This window comes from Allotamlana fucoidanivorans, assembly GCF_045788535.1.
In the GTDB taxonomy this organism is placed as follows: Bacteria; Bacteroidota; Bacteroidia; order Flavobacteriales; family Flavobacteriaceae; genus Allotamlana; species Allotamlana fucoidanivorans.
In genome coordinates this window covers 3725001-3748113 of record NZ_CP074074.1, presented here as the reverse complement: position 1 = coordinate 3748113, position 23113 = coordinate 3725001, and the positions used below count along the sequence as shown (strand labels likewise).

15 protein-coding genes, 1 tRNA gene, 1 rRNA gene and 2 pseudogenes (1 of these 19 running past the window's edge) are annotated in these 23113 nt (G+C 33.9%); 5 read left to right on the top strand and 14 right to left on the bottom strand.

Annotation, left to right across the window (positions count from 1 at the left end; translation table 11 throughout):
• Positions 1-211 precede the first annotated feature (211 nt).
• The 10 genes and pseudogenes from KFZ70_RS15945 to KFZ70_RS15900 all read right to left on the bottom strand — a co-directional run bounded on the left by KFZ70_RS15945 (position 212) and on the right by KFZ70_RS15900 (position 13204).
• On the bottom strand, positions 212-832 hold the full coding sequence (locus KFZ70_RS15945; protein ID WP_139698273.1) for a hypothetical protein: 621 nt from the start codon (positions 830-832) through the stop codon (positions 212-214).
• Between the two features lie 189 nt (positions 833-1021).
• Entirely contained in the window at positions 1022-2884 is a 1863-nt protein-coding gene (locus KFZ70_RS15940) for a helix-turn-helix domain-containing protein (RefSeq protein WP_139698274.1), read from the bottom strand.
• A gap of 281 nt (positions 2885-3165) precedes the next feature.
• Positions 3166-4368 (bottom strand): annotated as a pseudogene (locus KFZ70_RS15935) (IS3 family transposase).
• 50 nt (positions 4369-4418) lie between these two features.
• Positions 4419-5198 carry a head GIN domain-containing protein gene (locus KFZ70_RS15930; RefSeq protein ID WP_139698275.1) on the bottom strand — a complete coding sequence of 260 codons (780 nt, stop codon included), beginning with the start codon at positions 5196-5198 and terminating at the stop codon, positions 4419-4421.
• Between the two features lie 20 nt (positions 5199-5218).
• Positions 5219-7567, bottom strand: a complete 2349-nt coding sequence (locus tag KFZ70_RS15925) for a TonB-dependent receptor (RefSeq protein WP_139698276.1) — start codon at positions 7565-7567, stop codon at positions 5219-5221.
• Positions 7568-7569: 2 nt separating this feature from the next.
• Positions 7570-8394 carry a CPBP family intramembrane glutamic endopeptidase gene (locus KFZ70_RS15920; protein ID WP_139698277.1) on the bottom strand — a complete coding sequence of 275 codons (825 nt, stop codon included), beginning with the start codon at positions 8392-8394 and terminating at the stop codon, positions 7570-7572.
• Positions 8395-8545: 151 nt separating this feature from the next.
• Entirely contained in the window at positions 8546-9670 is a 1125-nt protein-coding gene (locus KFZ70_RS15915) for an AraC family transcriptional regulator (protein WP_139698278.1), read from the bottom strand.
• Between the two features lie 167 nt (positions 9671-9837).
• Positions 9838-11067 (bottom strand): site-specific integrase, encoded by a 1230-nt coding sequence (locus KFZ70_RS15910; RefSeq protein ID WP_139698279.1) that lies wholly within the window; start codon positions 11065-11067, stop codon positions 9838-9840.
• 230 nt (positions 11068-11297) lie between these two features.
• Positions 11298-11371 (bottom strand) — tRNA-Arg (locus KFZ70_RS15905).
• Between the two features lie 203 nt (positions 11372-11574).
• Positions 11575-13204 (bottom strand): annotated as a pseudogene (locus KFZ70_RS15900) (sodium/sugar symporter).
• Positions 13205-13392: 188 nt separating this feature from the next.
• Here KFZ70_RS15900 and KFZ70_RS15895 point away from each other — a divergent pair.
• The 4 genes from KFZ70_RS15895 to KFZ70_RS15880 are packed head-to-tail and all read left to right on the top strand — an operon-like array spanning position 13393 to position 17499.
• Positions 13393-14385 (top strand): GntR family transcriptional regulator, encoded by a 993-nt coding sequence (locus tag KFZ70_RS15895; protein WP_139698281.1) that lies wholly within the window; start codon positions 13393-13395, stop codon positions 14383-14385.
• Between the two features lie 18 nt (positions 14386-14403).
• Complete coding sequence (locus KFZ70_RS15890; RefSeq protein ID WP_139698282.1) at positions 14404-15294, top strand: aldose 1-epimerase; 891 nt, start codon at positions 14404-14406, stop codon at positions 15292-15294.
• A 14-nt stretch (positions 15295-15308) separates the two neighbouring features.
• Complete coding sequence (galK, locus tag KFZ70_RS15885) at positions 15309-16457, top strand: galactokinase (RefSeq protein ID WP_139698283.1); 1149 nt, start codon at positions 15309-15311, stop codon at positions 16455-16457.
• 19 nt (positions 16458-16476) lie between these two features.
• Positions 16477-17499 (top strand): UDP-glucose--hexose-1-phosphate uridylyltransferase, encoded by a 1023-nt coding sequence (locus tag KFZ70_RS15880; protein ID WP_139698284.1) that lies wholly within the window; start codon positions 16477-16479, stop codon positions 17497-17499.
• Positions 17500-17661: 162 nt separating this feature from the next.
• Here KFZ70_RS15880 and rplT read toward each other — a convergent pair whose 3' ends face one another.
• The 4 genes from rplT to thrS form a co-directional block, all read right to left on the bottom strand.
• Positions 17662-18006 (bottom strand): 50S ribosomal protein L20, encoded by a 345-nt coding sequence (rplT, locus tag KFZ70_RS15875; protein WP_136479789.1) that lies wholly within the window; start codon positions 18004-18006, stop codon positions 17662-17664.
• 124 nt (positions 18007-18130) lie between these two features.
• The gene (rpmI, locus tag KFZ70_RS15870) at positions 18131-18328 is read right to left on the bottom strand and encodes a 50S ribosomal protein L35 (protein ID WP_139698285.1); all 198 of its coding nucleotides are present in this window, start codon (positions 18326-18328) and stop codon (positions 18131-18133) included.
• 69 nt (positions 18329-18397) lie between these two features.
• The gene (gene infC / locus KFZ70_RS15865; RefSeq protein WP_233244082.1) at positions 18398-18907 is read right to left on the bottom strand and encodes a translation initiation factor IF-3; all 510 of its coding nucleotides are present in this window, start codon (positions 18905-18907) and stop codon (positions 18398-18400) included.
• 74 nt (positions 18908-18981) lie between these two features.
• Positions 18982-20916, bottom strand: coding sequence for a threonine--tRNA ligase (gene thrS / locus KFZ70_RS15860; protein ID WP_139698287.1), 1935 nt, complete (start codon positions 20914-20916; stop codon positions 18982-18984).
• Positions 20917-21920: 1004 nt separating this feature from the next.
• Between thrS and KFZ70_RS15855 the strand changes: the two genes are divergently transcribed.
• Positions 21921-23113, top strand: a 16S ribosomal RNA gene (locus KFZ70_RS15855) (it continues 323 nt past the right edge of the window).

The window sequence follows — 23113 nt, the reverse complement described above, 5'->3', positions numbered from 1 at the left end:
CTGACATGAATTTTTATAAGCGTTTTTAGTTTAGGGTGTCATATTTAATCTGGTTGAAAGGTAAGCGTTAGAGTGCAAACCATATAATAATTTTTTGCATTGTACAGGTAAAATATATGGCTGTTTACATCTCTATAATCAGCTAGGCTGCTCTTAATAAACTCGAGTGTTTAAATACACAAACCGAGACTAAAGCTTTGTCAAAGATTTATTAATTTCCCTTTTGTAATGTTAAAGTGCCTTCGTTCATAAAGAAATCGGTATAAAAAGGGTCATCTCCATCATCGCCTGTAGTCCCTATATGAACAAATGCATTGGTTTTAGCGCTGCCAGATGCACCTTCAAAACGACCTGTTCCACCAATAAATATTACATCATCATTGAAATATAAAAGATAGTCTGGATTACCTCCTGTATTCAATACTATTTGACCTTCGTTTATTGTAAAGTGTAATTCGTCTCCATTGGCGGCAACAAATTTTCCAGATTCTACAAACGAGTATGATGCATCACTACGTACACAAAATGTCATAAATATTTCTGATAGTTGCCCCAAATGAGCCATTTCTCCGTTCCCTTTCATTCTCATTGTTTCTCTTGAACTACCTTCTTCACATTCACCAGTACCTGGTGGAAGTGCACGCCAAACGGTAAATGTAGCTTTAAAAGGCACGTTAACTTCGTTATCAACCTTTCCTAAATCTCCTTTTAAGGTGAAATTTTCATTTAGAGTCATATCTTCCTCTAATAAGAGTTCATCATTGTTTTTTTCGCAGGCACACATAAGTATTAACCCGATGATTGTGATGCCAATTAATTTAAGTGTTTTCATGATTTTTAGTTTAACAGTTAATGTTGGTTTTCAAGATTATATTCATTTCGAGAATATAATATGGACATCAATCGATTGATAAATAGCTATTTGTAAATTAACCAATTCATAGGGCAGAAAAAAACACGTATGTTGCAAAAACTTTAAAGTTTTTTGAAACATATGTTGCCTTGCTAAAAATGGAACTTATTAGTTGTTAGAAACCCAAGGAAGATTCATTTTTTCCATGAGTACTATAAACCTTGAATTCGATTCAAGTTGGGTTGCAAAATATCTATAGGGTGCATCTCCCAAACGATCTCCTTTGTTGAACGCATCTTCAAGTAGGTTCATAGCTTTTTCTTGCTCATTAAGAAAGGTATAGCAATGCGCTTTTGGAAGAGATTGCTCTAAAGATGTAGCTAACCATAACATTAAGCCATCTCGTCCTGATTTATGGTAAATGAGGTTCAAATCGTCTTCAGGAATTTTATTCGTTAATAATTTAAGATTTATCTTTTTAATGTAATCCAAAACTTCCTCATCATTTTTTAATGCATAATTTGCCCAAAATTGATACAATAAGGGACGTATTTTTTCCTTGTTGAGATCTTCTCCTATTTTAGAATCTATTAAGGACTGAGGATAATTTCCTCTAAATAAATATAGTTTGGCACTTACTTCTCTAACAATGTAAGATAATGGATCTATTTCAAGCGCCTTGTTGATATGCTTACGGGCTTCATCATCCTTATCAATGTAACTCAAAAATTCTGCATATCGGTGATGAAGAGTCGAGTAGTTGTTATTAAACTCTAAGGCATTTGAAAATGAGGTTTGAGCGTTAGCCCAATCCCAATCAATAAAAAAATAAAGCGTGGCCAATACAGTGTGAGCTTCCGCGAGTCTCGGCTCTAACTCTAAAGCTTTTAAAGCGTAAGTTTCTGCTTTATTTCTGTTTTCTCGCATTTCAGTAGAATCTGAAGTTTCCCATATTTTAAGAAAATAAGTGTCACCCAAACCGGCATATGCTAGGGCATAGGTTGAATCTTCTGCAATGGCTTTGTTAAAGTAATTCGCAGCAGTTTTGTAATCTTTCCAAAGCCGCTTACCCCAGTAATAGCGTCCGAGTTGGTAAAATTCAAAAGCTTTGATATTTTCAGTTGGATTTTTCTTGATAATGTCTGTTTGTTGTTTGGTAAGAACTGTACTAAGATCTGATGAAATTTGTAATGCAATTTCACTTTGAATTTTAAAAATATCTGCTAAATCCTTGTCGAATGTTTTCATCCATATATGGTCATCACGCATGGCATCGATAAGTTGTACCGTGATTCTAACCTTATTGTTAGATTTACGAACACTTCCTTCAAGGATATGAGTAACCCCAAGTTCAGAAGCTATTGTAGGTATTTTTTTTGAAGTTTTATCTCGATAGGTTTCTGAAGATGTTCGGGAAATTACCTTAAGGTTGTTAATAGTTGCTAACCGGTTTAGCAAATCCTCCATAAGACCATCAGCAAAATATTGATTATTTTCATCATTACTTAAATTTTTAAATGGTAATATGGCGATGGATTTTTCAGTAGTGGTCGATGTTTCCTTTTTAGGAGAGAAATAATAAAGCGACCAACCCCCTAAAACCAGCATAAAAACAATTGCAACAACGTTATAGATTGTGCGGTGTGGTTTTATTTGCTGAATATTAAATCTTTTTGTTAAGAGTTTCTGCTCAGTTGTTTCAATGATAATTTTTTTTGCTTCACTAGGTGCATAACCATAACGATCGTGAAAACATTTATTAAAATAGGAGGTGCTATTGAATCCAACTTGATAGGCAATTTCGGAAATAGTAGCAGTATTCTCTTGTAGTAGTTTTAGAGCTTCATCGAGCCGAATTTCTCGAATAAACTGACTAATTGAAATACCTTTTAATTTTTTTAACCTGCGGTGAAGGTGCGAACGACTGATACCAGCAATTTCCGATAAATGTTCTACACTGAATTGTTCATTGGTAAGATTATTGAGAACAATCTGTTTCAGTTTGTGTATAAATTCCTTATCCTGGTTCATTCTATCTAAAGAGATGTTGAGGTTAAGTTTATGGAACTGTATTTTAAAGATAATATAAACTTAAGACTAAAGCAATTTTATACATCGACGATTTGAACCTAAATTAACTAGAATTTTTGTCTAAACATAACAATTGCACATGACCCATAATCCGTTTTTTAAATGTATTCAGAATAAATTTTTAGACTAAAAACAACAAAACCCCGCTATTAGCGAGGTTTCTTGTTGTGATCGCGACAGGAATGGACTTGCAACAAAAACTTGGACATTTAGTTGAGTGACTAAGCAGCTAGCTTTTTGTTATACATATCTACTTCAAATTCTTTAATTGTTCTGTTTCCTAAAAAGGAATGTCTTCTTTTGTGGTTGTACCAAGTTTCTATCCATTGAAAGATGGAAAGTTCAGCCTCAGATTTTAGTTTGTATTTATGGGCATATACCCATTCTACTTTTAATGATTTAAAAAAGGACTCTGCCACAGCATTATCCCAGCAGTTGCCCTTTCGGCTCATGGATTGTTTTATTAGACCATTATAGTTGTTTATCAAAGCCGTAAATTCTTGGCTTGCGTACTGTACACCTCTATCCGAATGGAATATCAGAGGCTGTGTTAATTCTGTGTTTTTTATTGCCATATCCCAAGCTTTTACAATGGTATCCTTAGTGGAGAGCTTACTGCTTAGTGCCCATCCTATCACTTTACGATTAAACAGTTCTATGATTACCGTAAGATATAACCATCCTTGTTTTGTTCTTATATAGGTAATATCGCTAACCCAAACCTGATTTTCTCTATCAACATCGAAACATTGGTTTAATAAGTTTGGGGCTATTGGGTAATTGTGACTGCTATCAGTAGTCGCTTTAAATTTGCGTCTTCTTTTGGCAAATAAATAATTGGCTCGCATCATACGTGCCACTCTAGGTTTAGATACCTTGTACCCCATGGCCTCTAATTCTGATTTAATCCGTGGCGCCCCATAGCTTTGGTAACTGGTCTCAAATATAGATTTGATAAGGCCCCCTAGCTTTTGATTCTCCAACCATAGGTTGCTTGGACTCGCTCTTAGCCAATAATAATAACCACTTTTGCTAACACTTAGCACCTTACACATCATCTCAACAGGGAATTTCATCTGGTGCTGCTTTATAAACCGGTATTTTCCTGTCGCTCACGGAGAAGATGCCAATCGCCTTTTTTAAGATATCACGTTCCATTTCTGCGTCTTTAAGCGCTTTTTTTAACGAGCTATCTCTTTCTCTTCATCAGTCAATTTGGGCTTACCTCGACCAGGAAAACTATTCTTGCCATAGTCCTTTAATTCCTTACGCCAACGATAAAGCACTGATGGGAATATATCTAAATCTTCACTTACTTTTTTTACGTTGCCTTTGGCATAGCTCAACTCCACTGCCTTTTGCTTAAATTCTAATGTGTAATGTTTGGGTTTACTTCTCATAATTGCTAAATTAACAACTAGCAAACATATTCTCTCATCTTTTTGTCCAGTCTAATGTAGTAATTCCATAAAGTTTAATTAGCATTGATAACACTACCAGATCCAGTAATATTGGTATTTATGATGGGTGTTCCTTTGTAATACACATCACCACTTCCTTCTATATCGACATCCAAATTATCTGAACAACTTATTTTTACATCTCCAGAGCCTTCAATGTCTATAGTGCAATCATTTACTAGAAAATCAAACCCTGAAATATTACCAGATCCTTGATTTTTAATAGCTAAACTTGTTGAAACACCGTCAATTTCAATATTCCCAGTGCCTTCATTATCTATTGAAAAAGCACCATTATTATCAACATTATGAATGTACATATCTCCAATTCCTGAATTTGTTAATCCATTTAAATTAACTACGGTAATGTTTGCACGTACCGTAATATCTCTATAATTATAATTTTCGTTTAAGCGCATCCGTAATTCATTATTACTCACACTCGCTCTCACTTGTCCAATAATGTTATCATCTGCTGTAATTTCTACGGATTGAGATGCGCCTTGAGTAACTGTCACTTCAAAAACGCCTTCGCTATTGATTTTTGCAAATGTATCAACTGTTCTTGTTTCAGTTGTTAAATTTCCTGACCCAATAAGGGTGTCATCATCGTCTGAACACGATGTAATACATGCCAATAATATTAGTATTGGTAACATAAATAAATTTTTCATTTTTCTTGTTTTTAAGTTTAACTCTTGATTTAACTTTACCAATGGTATCCATTGAAAATTTATAGGGTGCCATTCGTTTTCTGATTGATTTTTGTTGATGTGCTTATTAATTGTTTCCATAATTTTGTTTTTATTTAATGTTAAAATTCTATTTTATAGTTAATGTTTGGAATCACAGTTGTACTAAATTCTTTTTCGACCCTGTTGGTATTTAAATTGAAGTAGTGATTGTCAAATTCTTCCGTTTGAGATGAATTGATAACTTGTAAAGACCAAACCGAAGAGTGTTTAGGTTTATTTTTTCTAAAAGAAACAGTAAATGATGTTATTGGCGTATCAGGAAGTTTTTCTGAATATGAAAGGTTGCCATTAGTTTCACCATATACCACTTCTTGCATAGCTATAGATTCTTGCTCATCAATAGCTACCAAACGATTTCCGCCTAAATAATTGAGCCTAATATTGGCATTCAAAAGATTGTTTTTGGATTTACCTACTTGCCATTCTTTCCCCACAAGCGCATTAAAAACATAGTTTTTGTTTAACCTAGTATTTCTTTCAATACCATCATTTCCTGTATATTTTGAATCAAAAACAGAAGCAGAAAACAAATAGTAGAATCCTTTATTTAGGTATTGCTCTAAAGACAGGTCAATACCAAAATTTCTTCCTGTGCCAGTACTAACCAGTGTTTCTGCAAAGTATAAATTGTTTTGAATGTTGAGCGTGGTTTTAAAACCATCTTCTTCTACCGGAACATTTGTTAAATATTGATAATAAGGTTCAATACTTAACTTTAAGTTGTCTGTAAGCATTGTATTGTAAGACAGAACAAAATGGTTAGATTTCATCAACTTCAAATCTTTATTAGGTTGGTTGCCATTGTCATTAACAAAATAGATGGGTAGCGATTCTGTTCTGCTATGTAAACCATAAGCCAAAGCAAGACTTTGTTTTTCATTAATCTCGTATTTCACAGAAACTCGTGGTTCAAGGGAAATATCCTTATTCAAGTTGAAATATTGCAAGTGAAAACCAGCATTCAACTGAAACTTATTGGATAATTGAAATCTTGACTGACTAAATAACTGATATAACATAGAGTTCCCTTTTTCTTTTACAATATTTATAGGTGGTGTGTTTTGCTCATCTGAAGCACTGTTGACATCTAAATCGTAACCCAAATAATTCACATAAAACCCTGTGCGGTTGTAATGCTTTTCACTGAAGTAAGAATTAACATGGGATTGCAATGTTAGCTTGTAAAGATTCTTTTTGGTGTCAGATGGTAAAAAGGTTAGTGTATTGCTATCATCAACATATTTCTCTTTAAATGACATGCCATTTCCAGAAACCGATAATGTTGAATTAAGGTTAGACACATCATTAACTCTAATTTTATGGTTAAGCCCTGAAGCGAATAGGTATTGAGATAATTTGGATTCCCAACCATCATCTTCAGACACTCTTTCCTCAATAGGGACAGCTTCGGCATCAATACTATCATAAGCACCTATACCCCATAAAGAAAATGTTCCCATTTTTTCTGTTGGTAGCTTGATTTTATAGGACAAATCTTGATACTTAAGAATTCCAGCATCATCAGGAAGAAAAGAACCTATTAAAGCCAATGTAGAATAGCGATAGTTAAATAAGTAAGTAGCATCGTTGTTTTTACTAAAAGGACCTTCTGATGCAAAATCAAGACCTAGTATTCCTGCCTGAATGGAATACTCCCTTTCGGTTGAATTACCAGACCGTAAATTAATATCAAAAACTCCAGAAATAGCATTACCATATTCGGCAGGGAAAGCTCCTGTATAAAAATCGCTATTACCCAAAACATTGTTGCTTAATGCTGTTAAGGCTCCAGCACCTGCAATATCTAAATCAGCAAAATGATTAGGACTAGGTATTTCAACACCTTCAATACGCCATAATAAACCAGAAGGTGCATTCCCTCTAATGGAAATACCATTACTTTTTGTGGAAGGACTTGCAACACCAGAAAAGGAAGACACCAAACGTGCTGGATCATCCAATCCTCCTGCAAATCGTTGATTTTCTTCTACTGAAAATTGACGACTACTTACTGATGCTAGTCTATTAATAGGCTTTTCTTTTTGCCTTCTTGGTGTTAATACAATTTCATCTAACTGTGTAGCTTCTTCTTGAAGTTCTATGTTTAACACCACTTGCTTTCCTGAACTTACCAAAATATCACTGATGAGTATGGTTTCATATCCAAGCATTGATACTTGAAAACTTTGTCTTCCAACTGGTACGTTTTCCAAAATGAAATTGCCGTCAAAATCTACCATTGCACCTATTAATGGTTGTGAATTCAGCAGTACAACGTTTGCTCCAACTACTGGTGTTCCAGTTGCTTTTTCTAGAACTGTTCCTTTGACAGTTTGTGTGATACTTTGTGAAAATGAAAGTCCACAAAGTAATATTGAACCGATTAGTGTTATTACTATTTTTTTCATGATTAAATGGTTTTATGATTGAAGAAAAAATTCTTGTCGTTATAGATTATGTAGATTGCAAAAGCAAACAGCAAGCAAGTCTGAAACACTTTGCTCATAGGATGTGTTGCAAAAACCTCATTAAAATAGCCTGCCGCTATATGAAAAATTATGGGTAGAATAATGTTGCGATTGGCCTTGTAGTAAATCCAATTCATAATAATCACGAATGGTAATAAACTCACAAGAAAGTTTAGCGAATACAGCCAACCATCTTCTACCAAATTGCTGTGGTAATAGTTTTTTATACCAGCTAAAGGAACATGCCAAACACCCCAAAAGAGCGCAAATAATATGGATGTTTTAAAAAGGTTGAATCTAGCTCGTAAGCAATCTGTTCCGTAAGAATGCCATGCTAATTCTTCTAAAAGTGGTGCAATAAATAGCATAAACCACACAGGGAAAACGCCTGATGTAAATGAAAATGATTTGGCCAGTTGAAATTGCTCTATACTGTAACCAAACAAAAGTGAAATACCTTGAGCCAATAAAATACTTAAAGGCATTAACACAAACGTGAGAATAATGTAAGTGGATTTGACCCCTTGAAAATTAAAGAATCTTCGCTTAATATCAGAAAGCAAAGCTTGATTACCTTTTGCAAAAAACAATGCAATACCAACAGGTGCTAGCAAGCCTATAAAAGCTATAATACTAGCTGATAGATGCCATAAATTGTTACTTGATTCAATATGACTTATATAGCCTGCAATGAACCATAATAACCAAGGAATTGCTGTAGATAATACATAAAATAAAGTTGCCTGATGATACATTTTGAAGTTCATAACTTCTGTTTTTGAAATTATTCTGATGCAAATATTTATCAAAAACAAAGGCGCATCGCCTTAACGTGAAAGTCTGAACTTATTTTAGGTACGAACTTACAGGATTGCACCTATTGCAAGTCAATTAAAATTAAAAATTGACAGATGATATCTAGCTTTTTAAGCTAGACAAATATTGTGAAGGTGTAACAGATTTTATTTTTTTAAAGGCAGTATTAAATGTGGATTTCGAATTAAAACCTGAATCATAAGCATTTGCCAATAGGCTAAACTCTGAATTGTTTTGAGCATTTTCTATGAACTCTTCAACACGATATTTATTCACAAAATCGTAAAAATTTACTTTTTCGTATTGGTTTATTACTTGAGATAAATGATTGGTAGAAGTTGATAAATCTTGCGCTAATTCACTTATGGTTAATTTAGGATTTAAATAGGGCTTATCTTCTTTCATTAACTCTAGTAATTCATCATGTATTTTAGTGGCATCATCTTTCTTTAAACTTGAATTTTTATATTCACTTTCTGTTTTAACAAGCTCTATTTCTTGAATACTTGTATTAGCAAACAAATCTTGCTGTCTTATTCCTGAATAACCTGTAAAAACAATAAAGCCAACTATAATGGAATAGAATAAAATATCTGCATTAAAAGGAAATTGAAAACCAATAACTTCTCTTAAAATAGATACAATAGTTCCTACTAGAAAAAATAAACCTATCCCAATAATTGTATACCGCAACCATTTTAAATTGATTCGTGTCGTATCTGAAAAACTCTCCTGTACTACTTTTTCTCTTTTTACAAGTTTTATGTACGCTAAAATGGTATAGGTTATTCCTGAAATAATAAATCCTACCAACATAATGGATGCCAATGTGCCATTATAGTCATCTATTGTTCCCTTATAAACTTGAACTTTCTTTTTTGTCGAATAGAAAAAAAAGAAATGGAACATTAGAAAATAAGATAATAAGGCTGGTAAAAAATGTAGATAATCAACTTTTCTTAAATGTGAATTATTCTTAATTGAATACAACACATATAAGTATAAAAATGGCCCATACAAAAAGGGCAATGGTGCTGTAACACCTATAAGGTGTGGATACATTTCCCAATATCCTTTATGAAACAAGAAATAACCTGTTAAATGAATTCCTATTACAAATAACCAGGCAGCCAAAAGATTATCTGTAAGTACTTTATCTTTTTTGGAAAACAAAAGGATTCCTAAAAAAATGGATAAAACTATTCCTATGTTTAAAACAATCTCCAATTATTATTTGATATCTTTTATTCTGATATCACAGACTAAAGATAATAATACCTAAACATAATAGCTTCAAATATTAAACTATTTTGATATAAACATGAGGGAATTTTATTAGACTAAATATAGATTGCAATTCATTCCGAGTATTAGCAACCATATATTTTTCACTCTTAACTGACCCTGTTTATCTTTTTACTTAATTCAATCATGTCTTCGCTAACCTTTCGTTCAATAACTCTTGCATAAATTTGAGTCGTAGCAATTTTAGTATGACCAAGTAGTTTTGAAACAGTTTCAATGGGAACACCATTTGAAAGTGTTATTGTAGTCGCAAATGTGTGTCGTGCAATGTGAAAGGTTAAATGTTTTTGAATGTTACATAAGTCTGCTATTTCTTTTAAGTAACTATTAATTTTCTGATTAGAAAATTTAGGTAATAGGCTATTTGAGGCTACAACCCTTATATTGTCTTGGTATTTTACTATGATTTTCTTTGCTTGGTCTAGTAGTGGAATTTTTACTGAAGTACTCGTTTTTTGTCTTTTAGTAACTACCCAATCATTACCATCAATTCCTTTAACAATATTGTTTTTGGTTAGTGAATTCATATCTATAAATGAGATACCTGTGTAGCAGCTAAAAACAAACAAGTCTTTAACTATGTTAAGTCTTTCAATAGAACTAGAAAACCCTTCTAGACTCAATAATTCTTTTTCTGAAAGAAACTCTCTTTCACGCTTTTCATATGAAAATTTAAAACGTATGAAAGGATCTTTATCAATCCGCTCAATATGAAATGCCATTGTAACCATTTTGCGTAACCTTTGCAGATGTTTCATAGCAGTATTATTACTAATCTTTCTTTGGTGGTCTGTTGGTTGATACATTTTTAAGTATTGCTCAAAATCTACAATAAAAGCATAGTTTAATGTTTTTAAATAGACATCATTTGTTTTATAGTTTTTCTGGACAAACTCTTTTAAATACTTCTGGGTAGTTTTATAATGCTTCATGGTATCCTTATGAAGCTTTAACACCATTATATTATTGTGATATTCAAAGAGCTCTAACAAGCTTTTATGTTTTTCATCTTCACCCAAAAATTTTGACTTAATTGCTTGTGCTGTGATGAGCTTATTTTCTCTCATCAAATCTTCATAAGCTTGGTAGATTTTATTGCGAACTTGTTCCAGGAATTGGTTTAATAATTTGGCATTTTGTTTATTGCCTTTTACAATACCTTTTGATGAATCCCAATCCGAAAGTAGTACTTTACGCTTAAGGCTAATATTAACTCTTTTACCGTTAACAGTTACTCTTGCGTAAATGGTAGATTGATTGTTTTTTGTTCTTGAAGTATTTACCCAAAATAAAAGGGCAAACGTTGACCGAGTTCTCATAGTTGTCGTCTTTTAGTTAAACATTATTCAAAGACGAAAGTCAAATCAACTATTTGTATTTCAGCTTTTTACAGCTTATTCGGTCAACACTTTTCTAAAATTTTGTTTGTTAACCGATTTGTATTCATTTGATATGAAATTCTATCAAATCTTATGGTGGTCTAAAAACTACAAAACCTTGTAAATCATATAGTTTACAAGGTTTTATCACTAATTGAATTAGTGTGTAGTGATCGCGACAGGATTCGAACCTGTGACCGTCTGCTTAGAAGGCAGATGCTCTATCCAGCTGAGCTACGCGACCTATAAAAATGATTATTTCATTTCTGGTGCGCAAATATAAAATTAACTAAATACCTAACCAAAAGAAATCTTTATAAATTTTATTATTTATTTCCTCTAAAGTAAGAGAAGCTAAAAATCAACTTTTTATGGTAATGCGGATACTTAAAAAAACAAAAGCACCACTTAAAAATGGTGCTTTTACAACTTAATACAGTTATTTTTTTACCAGAATAAAGCGTATAAAATGGCTAAAATAATGCATACCACAAACGAACCAACATTAAATAAAGGTGAGGTTCTAAATAGGTTTTTAGTCAATGGAATACCTTTAGGATCATCAGCACCTTTGTTTTCTATATTACTTACAATTATTGTCACTGCCATAGAAAGTAACGTTGTTATACCCATTTGATGCATCCATGGTTCTAAACCAGGAATAGGAATAAATTTTAATGCTAATGCTATTGGAATTGAAAGTACTGCTCCCCAAATAGCCCCGTTATTAGTAGTTTTCTTCCAAAATAATCCTAATAAGAATACTGCTAAAATACCTGGGCTTACAATTCCTGTATACTCTTGGATAAACTGGAATGCTTGATCAATTCCTCCTAAAAGAGGCGCCATAATACAAGCAATTACTAGTGCCACAAAAGCAGAGACTCTGCCTGTGTTTACAGTAGCTTTATCACTTGCATTTTTATTAATATATTGTTTGTAAATATCCATGGTAAATATAGTAGAGGTAGAGTTAAGCATAGAAGCCAATGACGATACAATGGCTGCGGCCAATGCTGCAAAGGCCACTCCTTTAAGTCCTACCGGTAAAAATTGTAACAACCAAGGATACGCTTTATCAGCTTGTTCCGCAGAAGGCATGTTTAACATACCAACCTCGCCTAAATTAGACATGATTGATGGATCATTCACCATTACATAAGCTGCAATACCAGGAACTACAACAATTAATGGAATAAGTAACTTTAAAAATGCTGCCAATAAAATACCTTTTTGAGACTCTCTTAAAGACTTGGCGGCTAAGGTTCTCTGAATAATATATTGGTTGAACCCCCAGTAATATAAATTCGCAACCCAAAGGCCACCAATAAGAACCCATATACCCGGTAAATTTATATAGTTGTCATTGGATTCTTCAAGGATCATATGAAATTTCTCAGGTGCGGCTTCAACAACTTTTGAGAATCCAGCGAGCATACCTTCGCCTCCAGAAACCGTGTTTAAAGCCAAATAGGTAGTTACTAATCCCCCTAAAACCAAGAACACAACTTGAATCACATCAGTCCAAGCTACAGCCGATAATCCACCGTATAGTGAGTACGCAGCCGCAAAAAGAGCCAGTCCTATAATAGCGTACATCATGTCTATACCCATAATCGTTTCAATAGCTAAACCTCCTAGATAAAGTACTGAAGCTAGGTTTACAAAAATGTATAATGCTAACCAAAACACAGCTAAAATGGTTTTTAAGGTTTGTTGAAAAGCGCTTTTCTACAAACTCAGGAATGGTATAAAGTCCTTTTTCAATAAAAATGGGTAAAAAGTATTTACCAACAATAATCAAAGTTAAGGCGGCCATCCATTCGTATGAGGCAATAGCAATACCCAAGGCGAAACCAGAACCTGACATACCAATAAATTGCTCTGCCGAAATATTGGCTGCAATAAGCGATGTACCAATAGCCCACCACGGTAACGATTTACTTGCTAAGAAATAATCTTCGGCATTTTTTTGATGCCCTTCTTTATCTCTTGATACCCATAATCCTACACCCAAAATTAAAATGGCGTAAGCAATAAAGACTATATAGTCCCACATTTCAAAACCTGCTGTCATAATATAAAAATTAAGTTTAGTTAGTAATAAAGATTTCAAATATATAGATTTAAAATTAAATAAGGAACCTCTTAAGCTCAATAAATTCAAATGCTAGTCAAATTTTACCAAACTAGTAGGGTCTGGTAGGTTTTTAAGAAAATTAATATTACATTTGTTACATCAATACTATGATGTAGCTATCAAAAATGATTAAGGTTAAGCAAAAGATTGGTGTTCCTAAATACAGGCAAATTATTAGTTCTGTAGAAGATGCTATTTTAACAGGCACTTTAAAAAAAGGGGATAAATTGCCTTCTATAAATCGTGTGAAAGACGACCACAAATTGTCTAGAGACACAGTTTTAATGGCTTTTAATGAACTGAAAGCACGGGGTATTATTCAGTCTATTGTAGGTAAGGGGTATTATGTAGCAAGTGAACATATTGAGGTGTCACAAAAAGTGTTTTTATTATTTGATGAACTAAATTCCTTTAAAGAAGATTTATATAACTCGTTTCTTGAAAATTTAGGTGACAACATTCAGGTGGATATATTTTTTCATCACTTTAATGAAAATCTGTTCAATAAATTAATTTATGATAATGTAGGAGATTATAACTATTATGTTGTTATGCCAGCTATTCTAAAAAATACGAGAGCTTCTATTCAAAATTTACCTCAAGACAAAGTTTATATTCTTGATCAGTTACATGAAGATTTGAGCGAATATCCAGTGGTTTATCAAAATTTTGAAAAGGCCATAAAAAATAACCTGACCAAAGTTTTGTATCTTTTAAAAGAATATAATACCATGGTTTTGGTTTTTTCAGAAGCACGTCAACCTGAAGCTATGAAAAAAGGATTTATTGATTTTTGCAAAGAAAATAAAATGCCTTACAAAATTGTATCTACTTTAAGAGATAAGCGTTTAGAAAAAGGTGAAGTGTATATTATTCCAGAAGATAAAAATCTGCTAAGAGTAATTAAAATGATGAAAAGCCAGGATTTTAAATTGGCCAAGGATATAGGTATTATTTCTTATAACGATACGCTACTGAAGGAGCTTGTAGAAGGAGGAATAACAACTATTTCCACAGATTTTAAGAAAATGGGAAAGTGTTTAGCCGAAATGATTTTGAATAAACAACCCGACCAAATAGAAAACACCAACAATTTAATAATTAGAAATTCATTGTAAAAAACTAGATTAAAAACAGTGTACCATATTAAACATAACAAAAACAGCAATACTTTAGAGATTGAAGAAACCGAAAACAATCTTTACAGTAAAATTTATCTTGATTTAGGCGCAAGCCTACAAGAACTTACCCTTGGTAGTCATGCCATTATCCAAGACCTAACACCTTTACATTACGATGACACTTATGCGTCTTCTATACTATTTCCTTTTGCTAATAGAATAAAAGATGGAAAATATGAGTTTGAAGGCGAAAAGTATCAGTTTAATCCAAATCAAGTTGAAGAACATAATGCACTTCATGGTTTGGTTTATAACAAGACGTTTCAAATTATAGAACAAGAAGCCTCTCAGGAAAATGCTAAGATTGTTTTAGAATATATTGAAAGTCAGATATCTGTCGGTTTTCCCTTTACATACAAAATTCAGCTTACCTACCTCTTTGCCAAAACAAGTTTAGATTTAAAAGTAGAAGTTTTGAATACAAGTGATAAAACATTCCCGTTTACTCTTGGTTGGCATCCTTACTTTATAAGTGATGACTTATTTAATAGTTCTATATCATTTTCCAGTTCTAAAAGAATTGTTTTAGGCGATAGAAATATTACAACGGGCACCGAAGAATTGGTTGATTTTAAAGGGTTAAAGATTGAAAACAAACAATTAGATGATTGTTGGGAACTTGACAATCAAAAGGCAACATTTAACACACCAAAATATAGGTTAGAATTAAGTGCCACAGGAAATAATAACTTTCTCCAAAGTTATACACCTCCTAGAAAAAACACAATTGCTATTGAACCAACCACAGGTGTTTCTGATAGCTTTAATAATAATATAGGACTTCAAACTTTAAACTCAGGTGAATCTTATAGCATTACCTGGGGATTAAAAATATACAACAACTAAACAAACGCAGTAACATGAGTGCAACACTAATTAAAGATGTCAAATCAAAATTTTTAGACACATTTGGAGAAGAACCTCTTTTAGTTTTTTCTCCTGGAAGGATTAATATTATTGGAGAGCATACCGATTATAATGATGGTTTTGTATTTCCTGCAGCCGTTGATAAGGGGATTGCGGCGGCCATTCAAAAGAGTGATACAGGTAGCTGCTGTGCTTATGCTGTAGACAAAGAGAGTAAGGTTGAATTTGAATTAGATAAAATTAAACCACAACATGAAGGAGCTTGGGTAAACTACGTGTTTGGTGTTGTTGCTGAAATTCAAAATAGAAATAAAGTTATTGGTGACTTTAATATCGTTTTTAAAGGTGATATTCCTGGAGGTGCAGGCATGTCTTCTTCTGCTGCCCTAGAAAACAGCGTGGTTTTTGGTTTAAATGAATTATTCGAGTTAGGTTTATCTAAACATGAAATGATTTTGATTTCTCAAAAAGCAGAGCATAATTACGTGGGTGTAAAATGTGGTATTATGGACCAATACGCTAGTATGTTTGGTATAAAAAATAACGCCTTGCATTTAGATTGTAGAACGGTGGAGTCTAAACCCTACGAAATTGATTTTAAAGATCATCAATTAATGCTTATCAATACAAATGTTAAACATAGTCTGTCTGATAGTGCTTATAACGATAGACGTTCGGCTTGTGAAAGTATTTCAGAGTTGCTTGGAGTTAAGGCCTTACGTGATGCTACCGAAGCCGATTTAGAAACTATAATAGATAAGGTAACTCCTGCTAACTACCAAAAAGCACTTTATGTTATTCAAGAAAACGCTAGAACTTTAAAAGCAGCGAAAGCAATTGAGGATGGCGATTTAGAAACCTTAGGAAAATTAATTTATCAATCGCACGATGGCCTGTCTAACCAGTATAAAGTAAGTTGCGACGAGTTAGACTTTTTAGTTGAGCAAGCCAAGAAAAATAAGCACGTTTTAGGCGCTAGAATGATGGGTGGTGGTTTTGGTGGTTGTACTATTAACTTAGTTGCCAAAAATGAAGCTAAAGCCTTTGCTGAAACAGCTTCAAAAGCCTATTTGAAGAAATTTGATAAAGAATGCTCGGTGTATTTCATTGAACTTTCTCAAGGTACACACGTAGTAAAATAAAAGATAAATTACAGAAATAATGGAAAATACAGATTTACAAGATTATTCACATAAGCGCTATAATATTCTTACTGGCGAATGGGTGTTAGTTTCACCACATCGGGCCAAACGTCCATGGCAAGGACAAAATGAAGCTGTAAATAATGAAAAGCGTCCCACTTATGACGAAACCTGTTATTTGTGTGCTGGAAACACGCGAATTAATGGAGAAGTTAATCCTAAGTATGAAGATGTTTTTGTGTTTACAAACGACTTTGCTGCGTTACAAAATGATTCTAAATCTTTTGAAGTGAATGATGGTTTGTTGGTGGCTCAAAGCGAAACTGGTATATGTAAAGTGATTTGTTTTAGTCCGGATCACTCAAAAAGTTTAGCCGATATGACCCCTGTTGAAATTCAAAAAGTAGTGTTTCAGTGGCAAAAAGAATATAAAGAATTAGCCAACAATCCTGCCATTAATTATGTTCAAATTTTTGAAAACAAAGGTGCTGTTATGGGATGTAGTAATCCGCATCCACATGGGCAAATTTGGAGTCAGTCTACTTTACCTAACGAAGTAGATAAAAAGAACATCCAGCAGGTAAATTATTATAGTAAAAATAAAACTAGCTTACTTGGTGATTACTTAAGCCAGGAGTTAGAAAAACAAGAACGCATCATTTTTGAGAATGATAATTTTGTAGTGCTTATTCCTTTTTGGGCAGTTTGGCCTTTTGAAACTATGATTGTTCCAAAAAAACATCAAACAAATATTTTAGAGATGGATGACGCGCAAGCATTGCAATATGCTGAAGCCATAGCGGTTATTACAAAAGCATATGACAAGCTTTTTAATACATCTTTTCCGTATTCAAGCGGCATACATCAATCACCTACCGATGGTAATGAAAACAAGCACTGGCATTGGCATATGAGTTTTTATCCACCATTACTAAGAAGCGCTACCGTTAAAAAGTTTATGGTGGGGTATGAAATGTTCGGATCCCCACAACGTGATATTACAGCAGAAAGTGCCGTGAAAATGATTAAGGCTTTGTTATAATTTTTAAGCTTATAATACATGATTAATAGCCACCCAAAAGAAGAGTCTAATATAGAAATATTAGACTCTTTTTCTTTTGTAAAAATGACATAAAAAAATCCGACTCTTTCGAATCGGATTTTTTATTAAGCGAATAATATGTTTTACAATAGGCAAAAAGCCTTATTTTACTTTGTCAATTACAGCTTTAAAAGCTTCAGGATTATTCATAGCTAAATCTGCTAAAACCTTACGGTTTAATTCAATATCATTAGCTTTTAATTTTCCCATAAATTGAGAATAAGATAAACCATGTTCTCTGGCACCTGCGTTAATACGTGTGATCCATAAAGCACGGAATGTTCTCTTTTTGTTTCTGCGATCTCTGTACGAATATTGCATCGCTTTATCAACCGCATTTTTAGCTACTGTCCAAACGTTTTTACGTCTTCCAAAGTAACCTTTTGCTTGTTTAAGAACCTTTTTTCTTCTGGCTCTTTTTGCTACAGAATTTACTGATCTTGGCATAATTTTAATTGTTTTTTTGTAGTAGGCGATTCAATTATTCCGAATTATTTATTCCGAATTCTGAATGCTTTAAATTGGCCTAACTCCAGGGTTTATAAATTGTTTTAACCGATTAAAACAGGTATTACTTTAAACGTAACATTGTTTTAACATTATCCTCATCAGCTTTGTGAACCAAAGTGTCATGAGTTAAAGCTAACTTACGCTTTTTAGATTTCTTTGTTAAGATATGACTCTTAAAAGCGTGCTTTCTTTTGATTTTACCAGTACCTGTTAACTTAAAACGTTTTTTGGCACTAGATTTAGTTTTCATTTTAGGCATTTTCTTTTCCTAGGTTTTAATTATTTCGCTTAATTATTTTTAATTTTGAATTTTACTTCAGTATCTATATTACTTTTTAGGAGCAATAAACATAGTCATACGTTTTCCTTCTAATCGAGGCATTTGTTCAACTTTACCATATTCTTCAAGGTCTTGGGCTAATCTTAATAATAAGATTTGACCTTGTTCTTTAAATATGATTGAACGCCCTTTAAAGAATACAAATGCTTTTAGTTTAGCGCCTTCTTTTAGAAACTTTTCAGCATGTTTCTTTTTAAATTCATAATCATGATCATCAGTTTGAGGACCAAAACGAATTTCTTTGATTACAACTTTACTGGCTTTAGATTTTAAAGCTTTTTCGCGTTTCTTTTGTTCATAAAGAAACTTTTTGTAATCCATAACTTTACAAACAGGAGGATCTGCATTAGGTGAAATCTCTACTAAATCCAACCCTTGTGCATCTGCTATCCTCATAGCATCTCCTTTGGTGTAAATACCTACTTCTACGTTGTCTCCAACAAGGCGTAACTTTTGTGCTGTAATTTTAGAGTTAATCTTATGTTTATCCTCTTTAATAACCCTTCTGGGTTGCTGTTTTCTTCTAATTGCTATGGCGTAATAGTTTTAAATTAAACTTAGTTTATTTTTTGTTAAAACGATTTCAACGTTTTTTTAATATCCTCTTTAACAATGTTGGTGAATTCTTCAACAGAAATCATGCCTAAATCGGCGCCGCCATGTTGGCGTACCGTTATCTTACCTTCTTTTTCTTCTTGCTCCCCAATTATAAGCATATACGGGTGTTTTTGCATTTCGGATTCCCGAATTTTCCTCCCAATAGTCTCATTTCTATGGTCTACAAGGGCGCGAATTTCGGCATTTTCTAGCAAATTTAAAACTTTTTCAGAGTATTTTTCGTATTTCTCACTAATAGACAATATAATCGCCTGTGTTGGCATAAGCCATAATGGGAAATTACCTCCTGTGTGTTCTAATAGTAAAGCTACAAAACGTTCCATACTACCAAATGGTGCGCGATGTATCATAATAGGTCTGTGAGATTCATTGTCACTCCCTTTATAGGTGAGGTCAAAACGTTCAGGTAAATTATAATCTACTTGAATGGTTCCTAGCTGCCAGCGTCTTCCTAAGGCATCTTTAACCATAAAGTCTAGTTTAGGTCCGTAAAATGCAGCTTCACCTTCTTCAATGACATAATCTAGACCTTTATCTTGTGCGGCATTGATTATAGCTTGTTCGGCTTTTTCCCAATTAGCAACATCACCAATATATTTGTCTGGATTTTTTGGATCTCTAACCGAAACCTGAGCCGTAAAATTTTCAAATCCTAAAGAGCCAAATACATAAAGCACTAAATCTATTACGTTTTTAAACTCTTCATCTAATTGTTCTGGCATGCAAAAAAGGTGAGCATCATCTTGAGTAAAACCTCTAACCCTTGTTAGGCCATGTAGCTCACCACTTTGTTCATAACGGTAAACGGTTCCAAATTCGGCATAGCGTTTAGGTAAATCTTTATAACTCCATTGAGCACTTTTGTATATTTCGCAGTGGTGCGGACAGTTCATTGGTTTTAGTAAGAATTCCTCATCTTCTTTAGGAGTGTGTATAGGTTGAAAGCTGTCTTCACCATATTTAGCATAATGTCCAGAAGTGACATAAAGTTCTTTTTGACCAATATGAGGGGTGACCACCATTTCATACCCAGCTTTTTTCTGGGCGGCTTTTAAGAAGTTTTCTAAGCGTTCGCGAAGCGCTGCACCTTTAGGTAACCATAAGGGTAAGCCTTGACCAACTTTTTGAGAAAATGTAAAAAGCTCTAATTCTTTTCCCAATTTTCTATGATCCCGTTTTTTGGCCTCTTCTAGCATGTGTAGATACTCGGTAAGGTCTTTTTGTTTTGGGAATGAAATGCCGTATACTCGAGTTAGTTGCGGTTTGTTTTCATCACCACGCCAGTAAGCTCCAGCTACACTTAAAATTTTCACTGCTTTAATGATGCCTGTATTTGGAATATGGCCACCGCGGCATAAATCGGTAAATGTAGAATGATCGCAGAAAGTGATAGTGCCATCTTCAAGATTTTCAATAAGCTCTGTTTTAAATTCATTATCCTTATATAAGGACAAGGCTTCGGCTTTGGTAGCCGATCGCATTTTAAAATCATGCTTGCCCCTGGCTATTTCAAGCATTTTGTTCTCGATAGCTTTAAAATCCTTTTCAGAAATGCTGTGCTCACCAAAATCTACATCATAATAAAATCCATTTTCAATAGCAGGACCTATGGTTAGTTTTGATCCAGGATACAATTCCTCAATAGCTTGTGCTAATACGTGTGCGCTACTATGCCAGAAGGCTGTTTTACCAGCATCATCTCTCCATGTATATAATATCAAAGAGCCATCTATATGTAATGGGGTAACGGTTTCAATCGTAGTTCCATTAAAACTAGCAGAAATTACATTTCTAGCAAATCCTTCACTAATGCTTTTAGCAACATCCATTGGAGTAACGCCTTTGTCAAACGCTTTTATATTTCCATCGGGTAAAGTAATATGTATCATAAATCAAATTAAATTCGGCTGCAAAGATAATAGTATAAACAAATCCACACAATATTATAATATGTTTAATCATTTAATATAGGATTTGTATTCCCAGGCCTTATTGTTATCTAAAGAAGTGTTTTTACTATATGTTAAGATAAAGTTTTTATTCAAGTTGTTTTAATAGTTGTATTTCTTACTTTCTAAAAAATGAATCCTACTTCTCTGTATAATATAGTATAGAATAAGGATGAATTTGTTGTTCCTTTAATATGATTTATATGTAATTTTCAACGAGGTATTAGGTTTACTAGTGTTTGTTTAGGTCTAAGGTTAAAGAAAGCAGCAGTTGTAACCCACGGGTAATAAGTAATTTAAGAAATAGTTAAAAAAAAGGTTTAAAAAAGTTTGTAAGAAAGGAATAAAAGCAGGTATATTTGCAGCCGCTAAAAACGGCAGTAATGTTGAAAAGGGCGTAGTTCATTAACAGTTTTAGAGGTATAAATAGGGGTGAAAACTTTTCTCAAAAAAAGTTAAAAAAAGCCTTGTGAGTTTAAAAAAGGGTTGTATGTTTGCAGCCGCTAAAAATGGCAGTAGTCATATAGCTAAAAGTTCATAAAAAAGGTGTTTTGATTATCTGGTTTTTAAGGTTAAAAAAAACTTTTAAAAAATATCAAAAAAAACATTGTGAGTTTTAAAAAAGGTTGTATGTTTGCAGCCGCTAAAAATAGCAGTAGTTATTTTAGTAAAAAAAGGTCATAAAGGTTTTGAGATTTTAAATTTTAGAGGAGTTAAAAAAACTTTAAAAAAAATATCAAAAAAACATTGTGAGTTAAAAAAAGGGGTTTTATATTTGCACCCGCTTAGCAAGGAAACGAGTTAAGAAAAGAAAAGAAACAAGTTCATAAACATATTGAATTGACAGCGTAAAATTAAATTGGAAACGATTTAATTTAACAAAGAGAATAAGCCATTTTGAGTACTAGAGATTCTTTTATAGTTGTTAAAATATTTAAAATTTAACGATGAAGAGTTTGATCCTGGCTCAGGATGAACGCTAGCGGCAGGCCTAACACATGCAAGTCGAGGGGTAACAGGGTGCTTGCACCGCTGACGACCGGCGCACGGGTGCGTAACGCGTATGCAATCTGCCTTACACTGGGGGATAGCCTTTAGAAATGAAGATTAATACCCCATAGTATTATTAGTTCGCATGGATTAATAATTAAAGGTTACGGTGTAAGATGAGCATGCGTCCTATTAGCTAGATGGTGTGGTAACGGCACACCATGGCAACGATAGGTAGGGGCCCTGAGAGGGGGATCCCCCACACTGGTACTGAGACACGGACCAGACTCCTACGGGAGGCAGCAGTGAGGAATATTGGACAATGGGCGGAAGCCTGATCCAGCCATGCCGCGTGCAGGAAGACTGCCCTATGGGTTGTAAACTGCTTTTATACAGGAAGAAACCACGCTACGTGTAGCGTTCTGACGGTACTGTAAGAATAAGGATCGGCTAACTCCGTGCCAGCAGCCGCGGTAATACGGAGGATCCAAGCGTTATCCGGAATCATTGGGTTTAAAGGGTCCGTAGGTGGATAATTAAGTCAGGGGTGAAAGTTTGCAGCTTAACTGTAAAATTGCCTTTGATACTGGTTATCTTGAATCATTATGAAGTGGTTAGAATATGTAGTGTAGCGGTGAAATGCATAGATATTACATAGAATACCAATTGCGAAGGCAGATCACTAATAATGTATTGACACTGATGGACGAAAGCGTAGGTAGCGAACGGGATTAGATACCCCGGTAGTCTACGCCGTAAACGATGGATACTAGCTGTTGGGCTTCGGCTCAGTGGCTAAGCGAAAGTGATAAGTATCCCACCTGGGGAGTACGTTCGCAAGAATGAAACTCAAAGGAATTGACGGGGGCCCGCACAAGCGGTGGAGCATGTGGTTTAATTCGATGATACGCGAGGAACCTTACCAGGGCTTAAATGTAAGTTGCATGATTTAGAGATAGATCTTTCTTCGGACTACTTACAAGGTGCTGCATGGTTGTCGTCAGCTCGTGCCGTGAGGTGTCAGGTTAAGTCCTATAACGAGCGCAACCCCTGTTGTTAGTTGCCAGCGAGTAATGTCGGGAACTCTAGCAAGACTGCCGGTGCAAACCGTGAGGAAGGTGGGGATGACGTCAAATCATCACGGCCC

Bases quoted from the DNA above. Each gene is read 5' to 3' on its own strand.
- KFZ70_RS15910 (WP_139698279.1), bottom strand. From the start codon at position 11,067: ATGAGAACTCGGTCAACGTTTGCCCTTTTATTTTGGGTAAATACTTCA.
- KFZ70_RS15930 (WP_139698275.1), bottom strand. From the start codon at position 5,198: ATGGAAACAATTAATAAGCACATCAACAAAAATCAATCAGAAAACGAA.
- KFZ70_RS15895 (WP_139698281.1), top strand. From the start codon at position 13,393: ATGATTAAGGTTAAGCAAAAGATTGGTGTTCCTAAATACAGGCAAATT.
- KFZ70_RS15925 (WP_139698276.1), bottom strand. From the start codon at position 7,567: ATGAAAAAAATAGTAATAACACTAATCGGTTCAATATTACTTTGTGGA.
- KFZ70_RS15880 (WP_139698284.1), top strand. From the start codon at position 16,477: ATGGAAAATACAGATTTACAAGATTATTCACATAAGCGCTATAATATT.
- KFZ70_RS15945 (WP_139698273.1), bottom strand. From the start codon at position 832: ATGAAAACACTTAAATTAATTGGCATCACAATCATCGGGTTAATACTT.
- KFZ70_RS15920 (WP_139698277.1), bottom strand. From the start codon at position 8,394: ATGAACTTCAAAATGTATCATCAGGCAACTTTATTTTATGTATTATCT.
- galK (WP_139698283.1), top strand. From the start codon at position 15,309: ATGAGTGCAACACTAATTAAAGATGTCAAATCAAAATTTTTAGACACA.
- rpmI (WP_139698285.1), bottom strand. From the start codon at position 18,328: ATGCCTAAAATGAAAACTAAATCTAGTGCCAAAAAACGTTTTAAGTTA.
- rplT (WP_136479789.1), bottom strand. From the start codon at position 18,006: ATGCCAAGATCAGTAAATTCTGTAGCAAAAAGAGCCAGAAGAAAAAAG.
- thrS (WP_139698287.1), bottom strand. From the start codon at position 20,916: ATGATACATATTACTTTACCCGATGGAAATATAAAAGCGTTTGACAAA.
- KFZ70_RS15940 (WP_139698274.1), bottom strand. From the start codon at position 2,884: ATGAACCAGGATAAGGAATTTATACACAAACTGAAACAGATTGTTCTC.